The organism is Mucilaginibacter sp. dw_454, assembly GCF_018449775.1.
Taxonomy (GTDB): Bacteria; Bacteroidota; Bacteroidia; order Sphingobacteriales; family Sphingobacteriaceae; genus Mucilaginibacter.
Genome location: NZ_JAAVVB010000002.1, coordinates 175,759 through 196,638, shown reverse-complemented (window position 1 = coordinate 196,638; position 20,880 = coordinate 175,759). Strand labels below are relative to the sequence as shown.

The 20,880-nt window shown below is 43.1% G+C and carries 19 protein-coding genes; 10 read left to right on the top strand and 9 right to left on the bottom strand.

The features are described 5' to 3' along the window. Window positions 1–25 precede the first annotated feature (25 nt). Window positions 26–1,297, bottom strand: a complete 1,272-nt coding sequence (locus tag HB679_RS08020) for a zinc dependent phospholipase C family protein (RefSeq protein ID WP_214071445.1) — start codon at window positions 1,295–1,297, stop codon at window positions 26–28. A 142-nt stretch (window positions 1,298–1,439) separates the two neighbouring features. Continuing rightward, entirely contained in the window at window positions 1,440–1,802 is a 363-nt protein-coding gene (locus HB679_RS08015; protein WP_214071444.1) for a hypothetical protein, read from the bottom strand. Between the two features lie 180 nt (window positions 1,803–1,982). Between HB679_RS08015 and msrA the strand changes: the two genes are divergently transcribed. Continuing rightward, entirely contained in the window at window positions 1,983–2,606 is a 624-nt protein-coding gene (gene msrA, locus HB679_RS08010; RefSeq protein ID WP_214071443.1) for a peptide-methionine (S)-S-oxide reductase MsrA, read from the top strand. Then, window positions 2,603–3,124, top strand: a complete 522-nt coding sequence (gene msrB, locus HB679_RS08005) for a peptide-methionine (R)-S-oxide reductase MsrB (RefSeq protein ID WP_214071442.1) — start codon at window positions 2,603–2,605, stop codon at window positions 3,122–3,124. The genes msrA and msrB overlap by 4 nt, the downstream gene beginning before the upstream one ends. A 60-nt stretch (window positions 3,125–3,184) precedes the next feature. Here the strand turns inward: msrB and HB679_RS08000 are convergent, their stop codons facing one another. After that, window positions 3,185–5,371 carry a glycoside hydrolase family 3 C-terminal domain-containing protein gene (locus HB679_RS08000; RefSeq protein ID WP_214071441.1) on the bottom strand — a complete coding sequence of 729 codons (2,187 nt, stop codon included), beginning with the start codon at window positions 5,369–5,371 and terminating at the stop codon, window positions 3,185–3,187. A gap of 213 nt (window positions 5,372–5,584) precedes the next feature. On the opposite strand from HB679_RS08000, the gene HB679_RS07995 reads away from it, so the two are divergent. Next, window positions 5,585–7,189 (top strand): CotH kinase family protein, encoded by a 1,605-nt coding sequence (locus HB679_RS07995; protein WP_214071440.1) that lies wholly within the window; start codon window positions 5,585–5,587, stop codon window positions 7,187–7,189. Between the two features lie 54 nt (window positions 7,190–7,243). Here the strand turns inward: HB679_RS07995 and HB679_RS07990 are convergent, their stop codons facing one another. Beyond that, the gene (locus HB679_RS07990) at window positions 7,244–7,591 is read right to left on the bottom strand and encodes a DUF1801 domain-containing protein (RefSeq protein WP_214071439.1); all 348 of its coding nucleotides are present in this window, start codon (window positions 7,589–7,591) and stop codon (window positions 7,244–7,246) included. 123 nt (window positions 7,592–7,714) lie between these two features. Here HB679_RS07990 and HB679_RS07985 point away from each other — a divergent pair, with 123 nt between their 5' ends. Then, complete coding sequence (locus HB679_RS07985; RefSeq protein ID WP_214071438.1) at window positions 7,715–8,791, top strand: hypothetical protein; 1,077 nt, start codon at window positions 7,715–7,717, stop codon at window positions 8,789–8,791. A gap of 339 nt (window positions 8,792–9,130) precedes the next feature. Then, window positions 9,131–9,973, top strand: a complete 843-nt coding sequence (locus tag HB679_RS07980; protein ID WP_214071437.1) for a hypothetical protein — start codon at window positions 9,131–9,133, stop codon at window positions 9,971–9,973. Between the two features lie 131 nt (window positions 9,974–10,104). On the opposite strand, the gene HB679_RS07975 is transcribed toward HB679_RS07980, so the two are convergent. After that, on the bottom strand, window positions 10,105–10,974 hold the full coding sequence (locus tag HB679_RS07975; RefSeq protein WP_214071436.1) for a helix-turn-helix domain-containing protein: 870 nt from the start codon (window positions 10,972–10,974) through the stop codon (window positions 10,105–10,107). An 81-nt stretch (window positions 10,975–11,055) separates the two neighbouring features. After that, window positions 11,056–11,610 carry a carboxymuconolactone decarboxylase family protein gene (locus HB679_RS07970; protein WP_214071435.1) on the bottom strand — a complete coding sequence of 185 codons (555 nt, stop codon included), beginning with the start codon at window positions 11,608–11,610 and terminating at the stop codon, window positions 11,056–11,058. Window positions 11,611–11,881: 271 nt separating this feature from the next. Between HB679_RS07970 and HB679_RS07965 the strand changes: the two genes are divergently transcribed. Both HB679_RS07965 and HB679_RS07960 read left to right on the top strand, forming a co-directional pair. Then, complete coding sequence (locus HB679_RS07965; protein ID WP_214071434.1) at window positions 11,882–13,072, top strand: glycoside hydrolase family 99-like domain-containing protein; 1,191 nt, start codon at window positions 11,882–11,884, stop codon at window positions 13,070–13,072. 25 nt (window positions 13,073–13,097) lie between these two features. Further along, complete coding sequence (locus tag HB679_RS07960) at window positions 13,098–15,590, top strand: hypothetical protein (RefSeq protein WP_214071433.1); 2,493 nt, start codon at window positions 13,098–13,100, stop codon at window positions 15,588–15,590. A gap of 114 nt (window positions 15,591–15,704) precedes the next feature. On the opposite strand, the gene HB679_RS07955 is transcribed toward HB679_RS07960, so the two are convergent. Then, the gene (locus tag HB679_RS07955) at window positions 15,705–15,914 is read right to left on the bottom strand and encodes a hypothetical protein (RefSeq protein WP_214071432.1); all 210 of its coding nucleotides are present in this window, start codon (window positions 15,912–15,914) and stop codon (window positions 15,705–15,707) included. 140 nt (window positions 15,915–16,054) lie between these two features. On the opposite strand from HB679_RS07955, the gene HB679_RS07950 reads away from it, so the two are divergent. Continuing rightward, entirely contained in the window at window positions 16,055–18,046 is a 1,992-nt protein-coding gene (locus HB679_RS07950; RefSeq protein ID WP_214071431.1) for an HRDC domain-containing protein, read from the top strand. Here HB679_RS07950 and HB679_RS07945 read toward each other — a convergent pair. Then, entirely contained in the window at window positions 18,043–18,528 is a 486-nt protein-coding gene (locus HB679_RS07945; protein ID WP_214071430.1) for a DUF1003 domain-containing protein, read from the bottom strand. The genes HB679_RS07950 and HB679_RS07945 overlap by 4 nt on opposite strands. Window positions 18,529–18,546: 18 nt before the next feature. Then, window positions 18,547–18,882: a hypothetical protein gene (locus HB679_RS07940; RefSeq protein WP_214071429.1), complete on the bottom strand. Its 336-nt coding sequence runs from the start codon at window positions 18,880–18,882 to the stop codon at window positions 18,547–18,549. Between the two features lie 149 nt (window positions 18,883–19,031). Here HB679_RS07940 and HB679_RS07935 point away from each other — a divergent pair, with 149 nt between their 5' ends. Continuing rightward, the gene (locus HB679_RS07935; protein ID WP_214071428.1) at window positions 19,032–20,123 is read left to right on the top strand and encodes an MBL fold metallo-hydrolase; all 1,092 of its coding nucleotides are present in this window, start codon (window positions 19,032–19,034) and stop codon (window positions 20,121–20,123) included. 120 nt (window positions 20,124–20,243) lie between these two features. After that, a complete protein-coding gene (locus HB679_RS07930; RefSeq protein WP_214071427.1) occupies window positions 20,244–20,813 on the top strand; it encodes a uracil-DNA glycosylase family protein in 570 nt (189 codons plus the stop codon). Window positions 20,814–20,880 lie beyond the last annotated feature (67 nt).

The window sequence follows — 20,880 nt, the reverse complement described above, 5'->3', positions numbered from 1 at the left end:
AACGCCTTTACAGACAAGCGTAAAGTTAATGATTTAGTTTAATTACGAATACTTTATCATTCACCTTGTTGGTGGTGTGTAAGCTGTCTACCGGGACGGTGTTTTCAGTTGCAATAGTTTGCAAAATCAACCGTCTTTTCTTCCATGAATCCGTATCATTTTTGGCGAGACTAACGGTGTCAGCCTTACTGTAAAATTGAGTAATATTATCTTTTAGCTGCTGCGTAAGCGCTACATATTTACCTTGCGCAAGCTGATCCAGCAGATCATTGTAAGTTTTAGTGGCCAGGCCATATTCTCCGTAGGTGGTTAACACACCGGTATCAAAATCAACATTTGGCAAGTGCGGCTTTTTATAATCCAACATTGCTAACGCTTCTTCGTAATGCCGTGTAACTTCATCAAAGCTCTTAATAAAAATAACCTCACCTTCATGACTGATCGGTTTAAATTTAAAAACCTTAAACGGACCAATTTTAGGCACTATCTTTAAAAAGAAAGCCAGCAGTTGCTGCTTAAATTCTATCTTGTCGCGGTCGCGGCCAAACTCGCCATAGTATTTTTTACGCTGCATGCGGTAATGAAACTTACGGCTGGTAACACCTGGTTCGGTCTTTTTAATTTCATCCTTTTTTAAAACCCAGGCACTACGGGTTACCGTAGGCATGAGGCTATTAATGGCCCACCTAAAGTTGTTAATGGATCGGTCGAGATTTGGAAAGATGGTATTAATATCTTGCCCGTAAGTTTTTAGAAAGGCTTTTTCAAGTACCGGCTTGGCAACATTAAACCCAATAAAATCATGATAAGCCTGCGAGGCATAATTACCACGGGCCACCTGCAAAACATCAAAGGCTATCTCTACCCGGCTGTGAGCGGTATGGTCTTCGTCATAAGTAGCAACCGGGCCAAATTTCTTTTTTACGTCCGGATACGTCATTGGCACCACTACGTTAGTGCCAAGCGAATGGCCATATTGATCGGCCATATAATGACACAACGCACCTAATGCGTAAGCAAACTCATTTGCACTTTCAGACTCTGAGATGAGGTTATTGACAAAATCGCCGGTGCGTACATAATGGATCAGGTTGGTAAAATACTCACTACCAAAAGGCGAGTAACCTATATCGGCCATCAAGCTTCCCCCGTAAGCATAAGAATGCGCCAACCGGATATCAGCCTCTGATAGCCCGGGGTAACGTTTTTGAATAAGCGGCTTTAATGATTTTTCCCAACTGGCATCAATGATAGCCTCGTGAGTTAAAACCGAATATGCCTTGCCTTGAAAAGGCATCAAGCACACTATTAATAAAACCGGTAACAGATATTTTTTCAGGGGCATCAAACACAAATTGTGCTGTGTTAACACAAAGTTTAAATGTATGTTTAATTATCCATGCATTTTTATTTGTGACGATGATTATCCCGCTCAAATATTAGTCATCATTGTGCCCAAGCCTAATCATATTTTTTATCGCGCCGGCTAAAAATATTTTTTGCTGCGGATTTAGCTGCCGCAGTTTTTGGCTGTCGTTTATTTGATAAGTGATATGCCCAGCATAATCGCTTTCGGCAATTAATTCCTGGTCGCCGTTACTATATTTTACAAAACCTTTGGGGCTGATGTAGGTGATAGCCGTTCCGTCACTATTAAAATCGGCACGGCCCGAGTATTCAATTTTTGTCTCGCCATAATTATCGCCGGTTTTAATAACTACGTGCCTGCCCGTTCCGTAATGACAAGACGCGATACTTGCAGCAAGGTACACGCCTATTAAGTTGATTGTTAAGCTTTTCATTGTTCTATTATTTAATTAAACAAAGATATATTATTTATATAGTACTATGCAATACATAATACTAATTATTTTTTCGAATCTTTCGCACATTGGGTGTCTTTGTCAACCTATTATCAGAAATATCTTTTTTGCTGTAAGGAAAGCATCTTTACCACGACTATCTTCGTTAGTTAGATATATATGAAAAAGATAATCTGTTTTTTAATAATGATGCAAGTGGGCGCTATGTCGCTTTTTGCATCGCCGGTTAAGTCAACGCATTTAAAAGCGGTTGTTGATACCGCAACGTTTGCTATGGGCTGTTTTTGGTGTACCGAAGCAAAATTTCAGCAATTGCGCGGGGTTAAGAAAGTGATCTCGGGTTTTAGTGGCGGGCATGTAGCCAACCCAAGCTATGAACAGGTTTGCACCGGCACTACCGGCCATGCCGAAACCTGCAACATTATTTACGACCCAAAACAAATCACTTACGACGAGTTGATTGAGGCCTTTTTTGTAGCGCATGATCCTACTCAGCTTAACAGGCAGGGTAATGATGTGGGTACACAATATCGGTCGGCTATTTTTTATCATAATGCCGATCAAAAAAATAAAGCCAACTATTACATCGCGAAGCTAAATACTTCTAAAGCCTATCCATCAAAAATTGTAACACAGGTAGTGCCGTTTACAGTTTTTTATAAGGCCGAAGATTATCATCAAAACTATTTTAATTTGAATGGCAGCCAACCGTATTGTAAATATGTGATACAGCCCGAGCTAGAGAAATTTAAAGCAGCGTTTAAAGACAAATTGAAACCATGAGAAAACTAATGATATTAAGCGCCCTGCTTTTGGGATGGATTGGCGCGGCCAATGCACAGCACTTAAAGACCAAAAGCGGCCATGAGAATAACCCTTATTACTCAAACACCGATACCAAAAAGTTAAGTGTATCAAACGCCGAATGGAAAAAAATCTTGCCGGCTGATTTATATGCTACCGCCCGCGAGGCAGCTACCGAGCGCCCTTTCACCGGCAAGTTCTGGAAAAGCAGCGACAAGGGCACTTATTACTGCGCAGTGTGCGGTAACAAACTATTCCGCTCTGACGCCAAGTTTGCAAGCGATTGCGGTTGGCCAAGCTTTTTCGAGGCCGTAAGGAAGGACGCCGTTATTTACCGCGAGGATAACTCGATTGGGATGGAACGCACCGAGGTATTATGCGCCAGATGCGGCTCTCACCTGGGTCATATTTTTGACGATGGACCGCCGCCTACTTATAAAAGATTTTGCATGAACTCTGTTTCATTGGATTTTTTGCCGGACGGATTTCAACAATAAAAAAGGGGCCAAACAGGCCCCTTTTTTATTTATAGCTTTTGCATGATATGCAGTTAATTTCTATTTACTCACTGTAAACTGCGATTTTAAACGAATATCTGCAGAAGAACTGCCCACCAGCACATCTATCGGCTCGGCCTCAACTCTGAAGTCATGAATCTTTTCGTCGTAGAAAGCTAATCGGCTGTTTGGGATGGTCATCCTAATTGTCCTGCTTTCGCCCGGCGCTAATGTAACACGCTCGAAACCGCGCAACTCCTCTTTAGGTCTTACCAAGCTGGGCTTCACATCGTGAATGTACAGCTGCACCACTTCGTCGCCAGCCATTTTTCCGGTATTTTTAACATCCACAGAAACAGTGATATCGCCATTGGTTTTTATTTGTTTGGCCGATAATTTGAGATTGCTGTAGGCAAAGGTGGTATAACTTAAGCCATGCCCAAACGGGAACAGCGGAGCGCCGTTGATATACATATAAGTGAATCCTTTAGTTACATCATATTCATCCTGCGATGGCACTTGCGCCTCAGATGCGTAGACCGTCAGCGGCATTTTACCGCCGGGGTTAATGTTGCCAAACAGCGCATCGGCAATGGCGTTGCCGCCTTGCTCGCCCGGCCACCAGGCCTCTAAAATGGCCGGTGCATTTTCTTTGATGTATGGAATAGTAAGTGGACCTGCATTCATCAACACCATAATGGTGCGTGGATTAACGGCTAACACCGCTTTCACCAATTCTTCCTGGTTACCGGGTAAGCCCAGCGAAGTGCGATCCTTACCCTCTGCCTCTACATTTAAAGTGGTACCAACATATACTATAGCTACATCTGCCTTTTTTGCAGCGTCCACGGCTTTTTGCAACTCGGCAGCTTTATCAAAAGCCGGGGCATTTCTACGAGGCGGTGTGATTTCCGCACCGGCAGCATAAATAATTTCGGTGCCCGGCGCCATGCGGTTTTTTATACCCTGCATAGGGTTTATCGCATCTATCGGCTTGCCGCTATAACCGCCGGCAGTGAATATATCAGCATGCGGACCAATTACAGCGATGGTTTTGATCTTGCTCTTATCCAACGGTAAAATATGGTTCTTGTTAGTGAGCAACACCATAGATTCTTGCGCAGCTTTTAAAGCCAAAGCAATATGTTCCGGGCTGCCTATAACGCTCATGGGTATTTTGCTGTAAGGATTTTTTTCCTGCGGATCAAATTCGCCTAATAGAAAACGATCACGCATAACCCGGGCCAGCGATTCATCAAGCTTAGCCATGCTCAACAAACCTTTATTAACCGCTATGGGGATGTATTGCATAAACTCTTTATCAGAAAAATCGCAACCGGCATTGATGGATTTAGCTACGGCCTCTTCATAACTCATCTGGCCCTTTTCGTGGCCATTAACCATGGTATTTACGCCGCCCAGATCAGACACTACAAAACCTTTAAATCCCCATTTATTTTTGAGGATATCGGTCAGCATCATATGGTTAATATTGTTAGGCACACCGTTTATAGCGTTGTATGATGCCATGACAGATTGCGCGCCACCTTCGACAATACAATCCCTGAAATGCGGCAGCCAAAACTCGTACAACATCCGTTCGCTAACCGTGGCCGAGCGACTGGTTCTATCTGTCTCCACGTTGTTAACCGCATAGTGTTTTAGTGTGGATACCAGTTTCAGGTAGTGCGGATCATTCCCTTGCAAACCTTTAACATGTGCTACACCAATGCGTCCATCCAAAAATGGGTCCTCGCCAAAGCACTCGTTAATACGGCCCCAATAGGGGTTGCGGCTGATGTTGATAACCGGCGAGCGGTAGATCAAACCCTTTTTTTCGCCCTGGAAATTGGAGTCGTTATGCCAGCCGTTGTAAATAGCACGGGCTTCGTCTGATATAGCGGTAGTTTCATTATACACCAATTTTGGATCCCAGGTGGCGGCCATAGCTATCGAAACCGGGAACATCGTAGTTGGTCGCGTCCATACTACACCGTGCAAGCTCTGGTTCCACTTGTCTGATTTAATATCAAACTTCGGGATATCCGGACCGACGTGATCCAGGTATTCGGCTTTTTCCTCCAGCGTCATACGCGATATGAGATCCTTCACCCTTGCTTCAACAGGCTGGTTATAATCGAGATATAGCGGCTTATTGGTATTTTGAGCCATTGCGCGTTTACCGGCTATTGATCCGAGTATAAGCAGCGCGACGGCAAGTTTACTACCGCGAGGATTTAGTTTCATTGTATCTGATTTGTTGATAATTGGTTTGGCCCAAGTGTATTAAACTGGCTTATAAACAAATATAGTTAAAGCCCACTATGCCACTGTTTTTGCACAAAATTATTACGTGTAACATTTATAATATTTAATTATTTAACGTCCCCACCCAACAAATAACTGATACAGCACGAAGTCTTAGTAAAATAGCCATTGCTGCCAACCTTAAACTTTGCTTTGAAACAATTATTTATGACCAAACAATATCAACTGTATTGCCTGCTATTGATTTTATTATTTGGAGGATGCAAAAAAGCCGATAAAGCTATCGCGCCTAACAACACTATCACCAGCCAAACAGGCGATAATAATCCTCCGGTAGTAGCATCCGGTACCCCCAAGCTGCTAAAACTACGCATTAATGGTGCTTACTGTGGTTTTGATGCTACCAGCAACTGCTATTATTTCCCGGTTAGCCCGGGTACCACGTTATCAAGTTATACCGTTGGTTACGATAGTGTTGCCGCTGCTGCTGTTTATATTAATGGCATTAAATTAAAAAGTGGCGATGTGCTTAAATATCAGCTTCAAACTAATCAACAGCTCAAAATAGATGCTGCGGGCAGCGACGGTGCTACCGTCTCTTACATTTTAGTTGTTACAGGCCTGCCTATGGTTTTGATAACTACCCCGTCTATCAATTATGTTATCGACGAAACTAAAAGTGATGCAACAATGAACCTGGTTGATCCGGACTACCAAAGTCATAAAGTCGACTTACAAACACATTCAAACATCACCATAGCCATACGTGGCGCTACCGCACAGTACCTGCCCAAAAAGTCGTACAAAATAAATACGGTCGATGCAAATGGTGTTGCGCGCGATATACCCTTACTGGGCCTGCGTAACGACGAAGACTGGATATTAGATGCGATGTATATTGATCAGGCCCGTATGCGTAACAGGGTGTGTACCGATCTTTGGAATAGTTTTAATAACGTACCCTATATAGCCAAAGAACCTACAGCCTTAAACGGCACGCGGGGATATATGAGCGAGGTGTTTGTAAACGGTCAATATGCCGGTTTATACTGCTTTACCGAAAAAATGGATCGCAAACAACTGCAAGTTAAAAAGCAATATGGCATGGTTTATAAGTCAGACGAAGTGACAGACGAAACTACATTTTTAGATAAAACCGGCTACAGCAACAGCTCGGCTACCTGGGCGGGCTGGGAGCTTTCTTACCCCGATTTGGGCGACACACCGGCACCCGATTGGAAATATCTCCATGATTTCGCGCAATTTGTAGCCACCTCAGCCGATCAGGATTTTTCGGGTAATATAGCCAGCAAAGTGGATATCAATAACCTGGTTGAGTATTTCATTTTCATGAATGCGATCGACGCAACTGATAATATGGGCAAAAATCAATACTTCAGCTTTTATGATTATCGCACCAACGGCAATTTCTTTTATACACCATGGGATATGGACAGCACGCTGGGCCGCGATTGGAAAGGAATGTACCTGGATAATGCAATTTTGGGGGTAAGCAGTAATTACCTGTTTTGGCGCTTAATTAAACTTAATGCTGCAAACTTTAAAGATTTGGTAAAAACCCGCTGGGCATCATTAAAAAACAACCAGCTAAGTAAAGTAACTGTGGCGAACCGAATAGAGTTCTACCGAAACTTGCTTGCCGGCACACTTGCGTTTAACAGGGAGGCTGACAGGGCCGGCAATATCAGCCAAACGCTAAATAACGAAACACAGTACATGAACAATTGGTACTCAAAACAGTATGACCTGGTTGATGATTACGTAAACAACCTGTAAATACATTATCGATTCTATATCTTCCTAAAAGCCAATCGCACAAAACGATTGGCTTTATTTTTTGTCGATAAGTAATATGTAATAATTCAGTTTATTCAAGATGATATCAATGGGGATATCTGCATCAGGATCTATAATGACGGATTCATACTGATCTTTGGGCCTCACGCCCTCCATTACCGGCTGCAGGCTTTTATCCAGGCAGAAACCCATTTTTAACTTCTTTTTATCCAGCCACAGGTAAGCCAGCTTTTTGCCTTTGTAAGTAAAAAACGGGATCTGGAACTTTCGCTCATGGCTAATATCTGCATTAGCGCTCAATATAATATCGCGCAAAGCCAACAGGCAGCTTTGGTAAGGTTCTGGTTTTGAGAGATAATAACCTTCGAGTGTTTTAATCATGGCGGTGTGGGTACTTAAAGCTAAATTAGTTTTTTAGAGATTGTAACCAACAATTGACCCAATTTTATTGATTGCTTAGCCGATAAAAAATATCTTTAAACTTCTATTTTCAATAAACCAATTATGTCCTTTATAAACAAACGAAATACTTTCCTATTAGCCTTTTGTTTTTTGATTAGCCTGGCCGCAAGCGCGCAAAGCAAGTGGATTCGGCCAGACGCAACATCAAACAAACAGCTATGGGGCATACACGACGGTATTGTTTTTAGCTTGTGGCCAAATGCGGTTGAAACCGGCAATACAGGGAGCGGCGGCCCACGGGGGTTGATACAGGTTGGCTATGAGTACAAGGGCAAAATCTACCTGATCAACTACATCGCTATTGAACCTATTGTTGATGGCAAGATCGAGTTTAGCGAAATCTCGCCATCGGCTACAGACGGCAAATGGGGAAAGTTATTATGGGCGAGTGATAAGAAAACCGATGATGCTTATAACCCGTCCCTTAAACCTCTGGGAGTGATCACTCACCCCGACCCTGCCAAACCAGCGGTAGAACAACTAACCTTGTTTGTCTTTATGGAACAGTATTCAGATAAGGCTGCGCCTTATCTGAAGATCAGCATCCGCAGCGACCGGCCCGAGGAAATCTGTTTTGAAATTAACAATAAAGCCAACAGCGCCCGTATGGACAGATGTGCGCTTACAGCCACCATGGGTAATTATTCGCGCCTGCGATTGCTGCATTTAAATAATGAGATAGTAGACTCGCGCAAATTATACAGCAATTTCAACGGTATTGATTTTATTGAAAAGCAAAGCTATCCCGTAACTCAGTTTTTAAAACTAAAAGATGGCAGCCCTATCGCGTTAGCCGAACAAAACGAAAGCCTGGCCGAATTAACCTCATGGCCAACCGACAGCGCCTATCAAACTAAAAAAGGCTGGCGCTATCGCCCCGATTTTAAATTGACGCAATACTGGCGCAAAGATAATTCAGGTTACGATCCATCCTTACAGGTACGTGTAAACGGCCGCGCTAAATACTGGGCCGGTGCCAGTCCCGACCCTAAACAATACGTAAACCTGCCCGGCGGGCCAGCATTTGAAAACTTTGAGCTGCGCGAAAAATATTATCCCGGCCAAAAGTTTATCTATGGCTTAAGCCGCAAATCGGTCGCGGAGATTTTAAAGGAATAGTATGCAGGTGGAGACTCACCCCGACATCGCTTTGCTCGTCGACCCTCTCTTCGTCTTTGGCGGAAAGAGGGTCGATAAATATTGAATAATGAATGATAAAGTACTTCGATGTTCGAAATTCAGAATTCATTATTCGATATTAACAATTACCCTCTTTCCCACTCGTGGAAGAGAGGGTGATCCGGCAAAGCGTAGATCGGGTGAGTCATTACACCATACCGGTTAACTTAAATCATGTGGCGTCGAACAAAAGTTTAAGGCAGCGTAATTCGGGAATTTAATTGTTGCTTTTCAATTAAAAGTTTTAATTTAGTATAAACCTATTTTAAATCTTCTTTTATGAAAACAACCTTATCCCTCATGGGGTTGCTGGCATTTGTTGTCTGCACCCAATCCTGCAAAAAAAACGATTCCCCTAAAACTGACACCCCTACCACCAAAACAATATATATATCGTCAGCAATCACCATATTTATGGGTTCGACCTATAATACCAGCTATACTTATGATTCGAAAAAACGGATGGCGAGTTCGACACAAAACGACGCGGGAGGTAAAACTGTAATACTTTACGGCTACGATGACAACAACCGCTTAATAAGTTTAGATTTTAGTCAAACTCAAACAACCGGACTCTATAGAACCCTAACAGAATATACTTATGATGATACCAAGTCTATAGTCCATGCAGCTACCACAAAATATGCAAATACTACAGTAACCGCGACAAGTGCTACGGACTACCTTTTTGATGGCAACAGAGTTAAAGAAGTACACACCGATAGCGGCATTGTAACTATTAATACGTACGATGCAAACGGCAACAACATAAAAACAGAAGTTAACGACGGGACGGTTATTACCAATACTTTTACCGACAAAAAGGTTGTGGGTAAACCAATTCAATACCCTTCTATAAACAACTATGTAAGTCCCAACCTGGTGGCAGGCAGTGTTACCACAGTACCCAATAGTCCGGATCAGGTTACTAATTACACCTACACATTTGATTCAGATGGGCGTGTAGTAACTGAAACACAGGTAAGGCCAAACGATACACAAAATAATATCACAGTAACAAATGCTTATGATGAGGATGGCTATGTCACAGCAACCTCTTATGTATATCCAAATAGCCCCACCGCCACTACTAAGTATGCATATACCTACATCGAGCTTTAATAATTTATAAAATGTCAATAAAAAACCTTTAATCATTGCGGTTAAAGGTTTTTTATCGGGCTTAAGCCGGAAATCGATCGCGGAGATTTTGATGAAACTTAAGTATGGAAAACAGAACCTTCCATAGATTGCTACCCCCTGCCAAAACCAACCGTAGTACGATAAATTTGCGGAGATACCCGGGCGTTAGCTTTAAAAAAACGGCTGAAATAAAACTCATCATTAAAACCTAGTGCGTAAGCTATGGCCTTTACCGGCTTTTCGGTTAAATAAAGCTCGCGCTTAGCCTCAATCATAATACGCTCGTTGATTAAGTCGGTAAGCGTGCGGCTAAAATGCGTTGTGGCTAGTTTGTTAAGCGCTTTGGTAGAAATATTTAACAGTTCGGCATACTGCCCGGCCCGGTGTTTAGTTTTATAATACTCTTCAATGGCATCTTTCAGTGTTTTCAAAATAAACGGTTCTTTGCTTGAGCTAAGCGCTATATCTGGCCGGCCATTTATCTTATAACGCGAAGCATTGATTAGCAATATTTTAAGGTAAGATACCATCAACTCGTACTGTGCCAACTCCGGGCGGCTGATTTCAGCTTTTAAATGCGAAACAATGGTTAACAACTGTTCCATCTCCGTTGCTTTTAATTGTAGCACTGGCGGCTCATAAATATTATTAAACAGCACGCCACTGCAGGCTACCTCTTCCTGATGTTTATGAATACAGAAAAAATCAGGATGAAAATGAATCAGGATGCCTTTCAAACCATTTTCGGCCGATATGGTAAATGGTTGATAAACAGAAAAGCACAAAAGCGCCGGAGCCTGGAACTGGTAAGTCGAAAAGTCGGCCTTGAGCCTGCCACCGCCCTCGGTTATAAACAAGAGTGAGTAATGACCATGCCGTTTAGCCTCTCTGAAATATTGGTCATCCTCAAAAGAAAACAATTCAAAAGCCAACCCCTGGGTGTTAGGGTTAATCAACGTGTATGATGTTTGAGCAGTCACCTTTTTTAATTATATAATCAGCTTAGCTTTTATTCTGTTTATTATTTAAAACATGGGCCGGTTAAACCGGCCCATCATCCCTTAAACAGCGGCTATGTTTGCTAAAGGTACGGCAGGAAAATCAACTACCACCTGTGCTGCTATATTAAAATAATTGGTTAAAATGTTTAACCCCACGTGTGCTATAATTTCGGCAACTTCTGCATCACCAAAACCGGCGGCTTTAACTGTTGCTATATCCCCGTCACTTACCCGGCCCTTTGTTGATATCACCAACAGGGCAAAATCAAGTGCGGCTTGCGTTTTAGCATCTGCGGCTTTCCCTTCGCGGGCATCTGCAAGCGTGTTTAGATCAATATGTACCAACTTTTCGCCAATAAAACTGTGGGCGGCATTACAGTAGTCGCAGCCATTGGCATTAGCTACCGTCAGCGCAATTAACTCTCCCAATTTCGCTCCGATGTTACTTTCGGTTAAGGCTGCGTTAAATGATAAATAGCCGTTTAACGCCGCGGGCGAGTTACCCATAGTACGCATCATGTTGGGTACCATACCCAGTTTAGCCTCAAGGGCATTAAATAATTCTTTAGTTTTCCCGGTAGCAGTTGCCGGCTCAAGTGCGATTAAACGTTGCATAAATCTAATTTTTATTTGTCTTTATTGACACCTCAAAATTGCACTGTTAAGCGCCCCTAATCCATGGACAAAGGGCGCTTGTACATGGATGAATGGACGAGATCCAACTATCTGTTACGCTTCTTTACGGCCCATGCGCCACAAGACAGTGCAGGACGGTTAATAAAAACAGATGAAATACTTTTAGACTTGGATGATTTTGGCATGCGCCGGTCATTCCTGCCAATTTTAACCTGTTTAATTATACCTTAGTATAGTCAATATTTGATCTATGAAACTCAAAATCGTTTCCGTTTTAGCTTGCACGCTCTTTTTCGCACTTACCACATCAGCCCAAAATAAAAATTCAACCGCCAAACGCCACTATGATGTAGCCGCATTTTTATACCCGGCTTATGCCAGTGACGATCCGCGTTTGCGCCCATTCTGGCCGTCGGGTATTGGCGAGTGGGAAACGGTAACGAGTGTACAGGAGCGCTTTCCCGGCTTTTACTGGAACCGTAAACCGTTATGGGGTACTATTAACGAGGCTGATTCGGCCGTCATGTCAATGGAAATTAACCAGGCTGTTGACCATGGGGTTAATGTGTTTATATTCGACTGGTATTGGTATGATGGCCGCCCGTTTATGGAAACCACGCTGGACAATGGTTTCCTGAAAGCCGGCAACCGCGATAAAATGAAATTTTATTTAATGTGGGCCAACCATGATGTGGTTAACGTTTGGGATACCCGCCTGAATAAATACAACGAAAACAACGTGATCTGGACAGGCCGGGTTGACCGTAATGAGTTTGAACGCATCTGCAAACGCGATATCGACAAATACTTTAAATCACCACAATATTATAAAATCAACGGCAAGCCGGTGTTCATGATCTATGATCTGCCTAACCTGATCAACGGGTTGGGCGGTTTACAGCAAACTATCGACGCCCTGAAATGGTTCCGCGAGGAAACTAAAAAAGCGGGCTTCCCGGGACTCGATCTGCAATTTACCATGTGGGGTGCCAACTTTAACTTTAGCGGTGTAGATGCCGATAAGGGCGAGAAACCCCAAAACGCCGTATTGCAAAAGCTTGGCTTCACCAGTGCCACCCATTACCAGTTTGCACACTTTTTAAATGTTAATGATGATTACCTGAACATTCTGGAGCAAATGAAGAAAGAGTGGGCCAAGATCGATGCCGAATTTGACATCCCCTACTATCCGCATATCAGTGTAGGCTGGGATAACAGCCCGCGTACCGGTAAAAGCGCAGTAGTGAGAAACAATACGCCCGAGAATTTTGAAAAGGCCCTGCGTATGGCAAAAGATTATGCCGATGCTCATCCAAAACAAGTTCCGCTCATCACCATAAACAGCTGGAACGAATGGACAGAAACCAGCTACCTGCAACCCGATAATGTGAATGGTTATGGTTATTTAGAGGCTATTAAGAAAGTATTTCTACTACAGTAAACCATCATTGCCTGTATTTTATTCTATGAGAAAACTTACCAATATAGTTGCAGTTTTAGGTGTCGCTCTTTTTTTGCCGTTGACGATATTTGCTGCAGGTAAACCTATAAAGCCTGAATATCCCGCTACAAAACAAATTACCATATCAAGTCCGGGTAATCCTGTTGGGCTGGTCATTGGCTATTTAAAAGGTGTCGTCATAAAACAGCTTACCATTAAAGGGGTAAATATGCTTTCGCCTTCGGGCATTTTTACGGGGGTGTCGCTGCAATCGGGCAAAGGCGGTACCAGTTACAATAGCAAACCTGTAAGCATCCGCCAGGAAAAAAATAAGACCACTATCTCCGGTATTATTTATGGCGATAACGATCTGCAGGTTAATGAAACCTGGGAGTTTATGACAGACAGCCATAAAATCAACTGGCGCATAACCCGCGAATATAATAACGATGCGGAATTAGACGATACCGCTTTCCCAAAATGGAGCTTCAACAATACTAGCACCTGGACGGGTGGTATTTTAGATAATGGCGGCATGGTATGGTGCAAATACCTTAAAGGTGTAAACGATACCTATGGCGTACATACCGGTGGCGTGACTTTATGGAACGCAAAAACTGGCGTTGGCCTGCGGATAAAAACACAAACCGGCAACGGACAAACCGCAGCCCGTTATAGCCATAGCGATAAAAACGAGTTCACCATTAACCATGTGGTTAGCGATGATGAGCTGAATCAGCGCTATAACCTGAGCCGATTTGTAAACGGCCGCGAGTTAATTTTTGCGCCTTTTAAGGTACACAAAGGTAAGGTGGTGGTTAATTACGAGTTAGCATATGTGAACTATGACAAACAATACTCAAGAGGCAAACTACCAGGGATTGATGCTATTGCAGTACGCGAATTGCTCAACACCACAGCGCGTTATGGCGTGGTTGATAGCCGTATTACCGGTGGTAACGGCTGGCTAAGTAATTGGAAGTGTATGCATGAACCATTTTTTGCGCAGATTGGCATGGCGGTGGATGATCCGAATTATACTAATAACCTATCAGTCACTTTGGACCAGGAACGCGACGAGGCTATTAAACCCGATGGCAGGGTTTTATCGCGCTGGCACAATGTTCAAGGCGATGAGATGCCGGGCACTTATAATAAAAAAACAGGTTACTATGAGGCTATGTGGGGATACACTGTCGACTCACAAACCGGGTATATTATTAACGTTTGCGAACAGTTTGATGTCACCGGAAAAATAGACTGGCTAAAATCTCACCGACAAAGCTGCGAGAACGCGCTGGGCTGGCTCATAGCACGCGACAGCGACCATAACGGTATTTTTGAAATGATGAACAATAGCCGGTTCGATCATACATCAAGCGATTGGCTGGACATTGTTTGGGCCAGCTATGAAAATGCTTTTGTAAACGCGCAGATGTACCGGTCGTTGGTACTTTGGGCCGATTGCGAGCAAACTTTGGGCGATACAGAAAAAGCAAAATACTACAGCTCGCTTGCGGCTAAGTTAAAAACCGCGTTCAATAAGCCTATTGAAGACGGCGGGTTCTGGTCGGCAAAAGCCGGGCAGTATGTTTACTGGCGCGATAAGGACGGCAGCACCCATGGCGACAATATGGTAACGCCGGTAAACTTTGCTGCTATTGCTTTTGGAATATGCGATGACCCTACTCGCAAGAAAATCATCCTGGATAACATTGAAAAACGCATGCAGTCTGAGCACCTGTTCCACTGGCCACTATGTTTTGATTCATTTAAACAGGATGAAGTTTCGGGCGGTAACTGGCCCTTCCCCAAATATGAAAACGGCGACATCTTCCCTACCTGGGGCTACCTGGGCATCCGCTCATATGCCGAATATGACCGTGCAATAGCTCTAAAATATATCCATAACATTCTGCAGCAATACAATAAAGACGGATTGTCATCGCAACGATACAGCCGCGTTACCCAATTAGGGCAAGGCGACGATGTACTATCAGGGATCTGCACCACCATTACCGCGCTCTATAGCGACATTTATGGCATCCGCCCAAAATGGAACAGAATGGGTTTAGAACCCAACATGTCTCCTGAACTTAACGGTACCGACTTTTATTATACGCTGCGCGATACTGCCTATCGCATACGGCTAAGTACCGGGGAGTACAATTTAAGTACTAAAGGCTTTGCCGTGAGTAGCAAAGAGGATTTTGGTGCGTCGCAAAAGGGTAACCACCTTAGCTATTACCATCTAAATAAAGACAGCTGCATATTAAATATTGACGCGACTGCGAAGTCAATCAATTTAACAGTTAACAAATGGAGCAGTGATAAGCTGTCGTTTACCATCAAAAATCCGGGAAGAGTAAAAGGAGAAATTAAAGGATTAACACCTAATAGTTATTATGAAATAACTGCAGGAAACGCAATTAAAAAAGTTAAAACCACAAATTTGGGTGTGTTGTCGTCGGTATGGTTTAGTTCTGGTAAATTGGATATCGATCTGCAACGCCTCTAAATAGCACGGCGGCCTGCTGTTTCACTTGTGTTTTAAAAATGATCTGTTTTGGAGATTTAAAATCATCAAAAAAGCCTTTAGCTATAAACTAAAGGCTTTTCTATTAATTCTATTTTATTTTTTGGTGGTTGTATCGTGCATTTTAGTGGTATCGACAACAAGATTGGTATGTTTACCCACCGTGTCAACATTTACATCCCAGCCGGTTTTTATCGAGTCTTGCGGCGTTGTGCCTGCGTCGCCACTATTAACACTGCCTTTGCAGGCAAAAATACCGGTGCTTATACTTAATGCCACTAATAAAAGTTTGATTTGATTTTTCATATTACAAGAGTAGTTGATTTCTTATAATAATACAGCATCATACCAAAAGGTTTTAATTTACTAATTGCGAAAGCCAATGTTATCTAAAGTTCTTCACAACCGAAGTATTATTAATTGATCGTGATTATTATTGTAGTACGATGGCTGAGACGAATGCAGCAATGAAGCTGGCAGGTGATTATTTGGAGAGTACCAACACGGTTGTGTTTTTAACGGGTAAAGCGGGGACGGGTAAAACAACTTTTTTACAGCAGCTCAGGCAAACATCAAAAAAGAAACTGGCCGTGGTTGCGCCAACTGGTGTGGCTGCTATCAATGCCGGGGGCATGACCATCCATTCGTTTTTCCAGCTTTCGTTTGCGCCTATCATCCCCAATGGCTCTGAGCAGCCCGACATGCATTACAGCGCAGAAAAGCGCGAACTGCTGGCTAACCTGGAATTACTGATTATTGATGAGGTAAGTATGGTGCGGCCCGATGTACTGGACCAGATCGATCTGATTTTGCGAAACGTCAAAGGGTCTGCTCATCCGTTTGGAGGGGTACAACTTTTATTAATTGGCGATCTATCTCAATTAAGCCCCATCATCCGCGATGAAGAGTGGGGTATTTTGCGCCAATATTACAATACGCCTTATTTCTTTAGCAGCCAGGTATTACAGAAAGCGCCTTATGTACGCATTGAGTTGGATCATGTATACCGGCAAAAAGAGCAAGCCTTCGTAGATATCCTGAACGAAGTACGCAACCAAAGTTTAAGCAAAGAAAACCTGGGGCTGTTAAATGCACGATATATTGCGGATTTTAAGCCCGATCCAGCAGATCCGTACATTACATTAACTACCCACAACAACATCGCGCAGCAAATTAATACCGAATGGCTGGAGGCATTGCAGGGGCAGGAACACGAATTTATGGCCACCATCCGTGGTGAGTTTCCGAAAGATGGTTACCCTACCGAAATAAGCCTTAAATTAAAAGTAGGCGCACAGGTGATGTTTGTTAAAAATGACAGTTCGGCCGAGAAGTTGTTTTATAACGGGAAAATTGGTACTGTTACCGCGGTGAATGATAAGGTAGTTTATGTACAATGTGGACGCGAAGACAAAGAGATTGCCGTGGAAGCTGTTGAATGGACCAACGTTAAATACCAATTAGAGGGCGAGGCTATTAACGAAACCAATGCCGGCAGTTTCGCCCAAATACCACTCAAGCTGGCCTGGGCCATCACCATCCACAAGAGTCAGGGGCTTACGTTTGATAAAGCCATTATTGATGTGTCCGAATCTTTTGCGCACGGGCAGGCCTATGTGGCGCTGAGCCGTTGTCGTAGTTTGAGTGGCATGGTACTGCGTAATCCGATTGCTGCGCATAATATTATTGGCGATCCGGCCGTCGCCCGGTTTAATGATAAAGCCACAGAAATCAAACCCGATAGTCAAAAACTGGAACGCGACCGCGAGCTATACCGTTTATACCTGCTTAGTGAACTGTTTAATTTCGCTCCGTTAAAAGTCAAAATGAAAGGTTTTGCTTTTTTATTGCCGACGTTTCAAACTGAAATTTTAAATATAGCTGAGAAATTTACGAGGCAGTTAAAGCCTGAACGCAGCCAGCAGGCAGCAGGCTATTTTTTGGAAAAACTGCGTATGGCGGTAGAGGATCTGCATACGCAACTACCGGCTTACATCAATCAGTCGAAAGAAAATGCTGCTAAAGCAGATCAAATGATTATCTGGATGATGAACCGCATTCGTTTACTGGAACATTTTGCAATAAATCCTTTCGATACCGATGCTTATTTAAGTCTCAGTAAAAATAAACTGAATAGCCATGACCGCTCCTACCTTAAAGCCTTAAACGCATTAGCAAACGAAGCGCTGTACGAGCGATTGCTGGAATGGCGTGAAACAAAGGCGGTTGATGAAAAGATAATGCCCAATATGGTTTTATCTGAAAAAACAGCTGCTGCCATTGCAGAGAAACTGCCGGCAACTTTGAAGGCATTGAGTACTATTAAAGGTGTAGGCACGCAAAAAGCTGCAGCTTATGGCGCAGATATCATCGGTTTGATTCGCACTTATCAGCAAGAATTACAAGGGCCGGGAACAGAACAGGCCAGCATGTTTTAAGCAGACGATTCCCCGTCGTCTATCCTTTTATGGATCTCGTGAATGTCGGTGCTTTCTTTCATTTTCTCCAACTCTTTGTCGCCTTTATCCTTAATGCCTAAATGATGTTGTATTTCATGGAGCATACTCAACGTTTTGGTGATCTCGTCCTCCGCGCGAACATTTACCTCAAATTCTATCTGTTGTTGCAACTTTTCTATTTTGCCCTGCCGGTTTTGATTAATCAATACCGAAACGGATAAAATAATGGCAAAAAGAGACACCAGCATCTCCAGAATCTGAAATGGGAAAGGATCAAAAGGCTTGAGATTAGGAACGATGTGGCAGTTCAACACGGCCCAAACCACAAAAAACAGGATACAGCAGATCAAAAACGTAAAACTACCAAATGCGGATGCTACCGCATTTGTAAAACGATCTGCAGTGGTTTTATTGAAATCCAACGAGGATTTTAATTCAGTATTTGTTTCGCGTCTCCTCATCTCAATTAAAATACAAGGTTAATCAAGGCCGGGAGCCAAAAGGTCAGGATTAACGCTGCCGTCATTGGCATGCGTTATTTTATGCAGGTTGTAAACCAGGCCGCTATCAGTTTCATTTCCGGCTATCAAACCTTTTTGATAAAGTTCTGATAATACCCTATGCACATCACTGATGACAGGTTTGTGAGGCTGCTCAGGCTCCAGTTCTTCTAATTTCCGCGCAACCTCATCGGCCATCGCTTCATTTAGTTCTGCCAGGGCAAATACCACTTTGTCTTGCAGGTTAGCAGCATCCTCAAATGATGAAGGCACATGTACCGGTTTAAATTGTTCTCTGAATTCGGCGTCGTCCATGGTATGTTTATAGGGATAAGCGATTATTAACCAAAATGTTTGCGTTGGTGATGCCGGCTTTTGGGTTTTAGTTTGTTTTGAGTTATAGCTGATTTCAAGGTTGCGAAACAATCATTAAACCTTACGCGTTATTTTGCATCATTATAAGTATGAAAAATAATTTCTTAGGCATTGGGATGATTGTGCTATTACTAACGGCAATCGTTGGTTGTGGTGAGTATCGCTCCTTAGGTAGAAATCCGGAAGGCGAAGAACTTACCCGGTTGGACACAATGTCTAACTACAAAAATGGCAGTTTTCAAAACCTGGTAATACGCCCAGACTCTACTTTCAAGCACCATCGCCTGGCTGCCATGTTTCGCGACCATGTTGGCCCTGTCAGGCCTACATCGGCAATACCATGGGTTAATACCGATCTGAAGAAACTGACTTCTCCCGCACCTACCGTCGTTTGGTTCGGGCATTCGTCTTTGCTCATTAAAACGCTGCAGGGTAATATCCTCATTGATCCGGTTTTTAGCAACCATGCCGGCCCGGTGCCCGGTTTAATTAAGGCATTCCCGGGTACTAAGAATTATCACGCCAAGGATATGCCGCCAATAGATGTGCTGATCATTTCGCATGATCATTATGATCACCTGGATTATCGCACCCTTATAAAATTGAAAAATCAGATTAGAATGGCCGTGGTGCCGCTAGGCGTGGGTGCAGATTTAATTTACTGGGGATTTGATCCTAAAAAGGTCATCGAACTAAATTGGAACCAATCAACCTTACTAGCCGGCGGTATCAAAATCACAGCTACTTCTGCACAGCACCACAGCGAACGTACTTACAGCAAAAAAGCAGACAGAACGCTTTGGGCATCCTACGTAATACAAGCGGGTCAATACCGACTGTTTTACGGTGGCGACGGTGGTTATGGGCCGCACTTCAAACAAATTGGAAAGCAATATGGCCCGTTTGACCTCGCATTTCTGGAGTGCGGACAATACAATCAGCCCTATGTTCATTTAGGCCTTGGACAGCCAGCACAGGCTGCCGTGGACCTTAAAGCCCACATGCTGCAGCCCGTTCACTGGTCAAAGTTCCCGGAAGCTGGTCACCCATGGAATGAACCCATAAAAACCCTTGTGCCTGCTGCCCAAAAAACAGGGATGCCGCTAAACGTACCTCGCATTGGCGAACCTTATACTTTAGGCGATGTGCCTAAGACTTTGGTTTGGTGGAATTTGAAATAGGGCAATAATTCATAATTTAGTTCAATATTTATGGCTATGTGGAATTTAACCGTCCTTTAGCTTGCTGTAAATTATAAACGACTATTGCTCAATAATATTAAACCGGCTAATTTTTCAGCAGTGGATGAACTTTTAAATGAAATAAGATTATGTACGGTTTGTACAAACTATTTACCTAATCTACCAAGGCCCATAGTACGGGCAAGTTCCAGCTCTAAGATTGTTATAATAGGCCAGGCACCAGGGCAAAAAGTGCAAAATAGCGGCATTCCATGGGATGATCAGAGTGGCAACGAGTTAAGAAGATGGCTTGGTGTAAATAAAGAACAGTTTTATAACACTCAATTGTTCGCTTTAATACCTATGGGCTTCTGTTACCCGGGCAAAAGCACCTCAGGCGATCTGCCGCCACGTTCTGAATGCGCCCCTTTATGGCACGGGCAATTGCTACGCCATATGCCCGAAGTTAAATTGATTATCCTTATTGGGCAGTATGCGCAAAATTATTACCTAAAGGATTTAAAAAAGCAGGTATTAACAGAAACCGTAAGAAACTTCAATGATTATTTACCGACATACTTACCACTCGTACATCCATCTCCGCGTAATAAAATATGGCAAAAGAGAAACCCCTGGTTTGAATTAACCGTGGTACCTTTATTAAGGCAGTTGATAAATCAGCTTATTTAATAACCGATATTCATTTCTTAAAATGCAGGTTAAATAAAAACCCTTAACTTTCGTTAAGGGTTTTTTG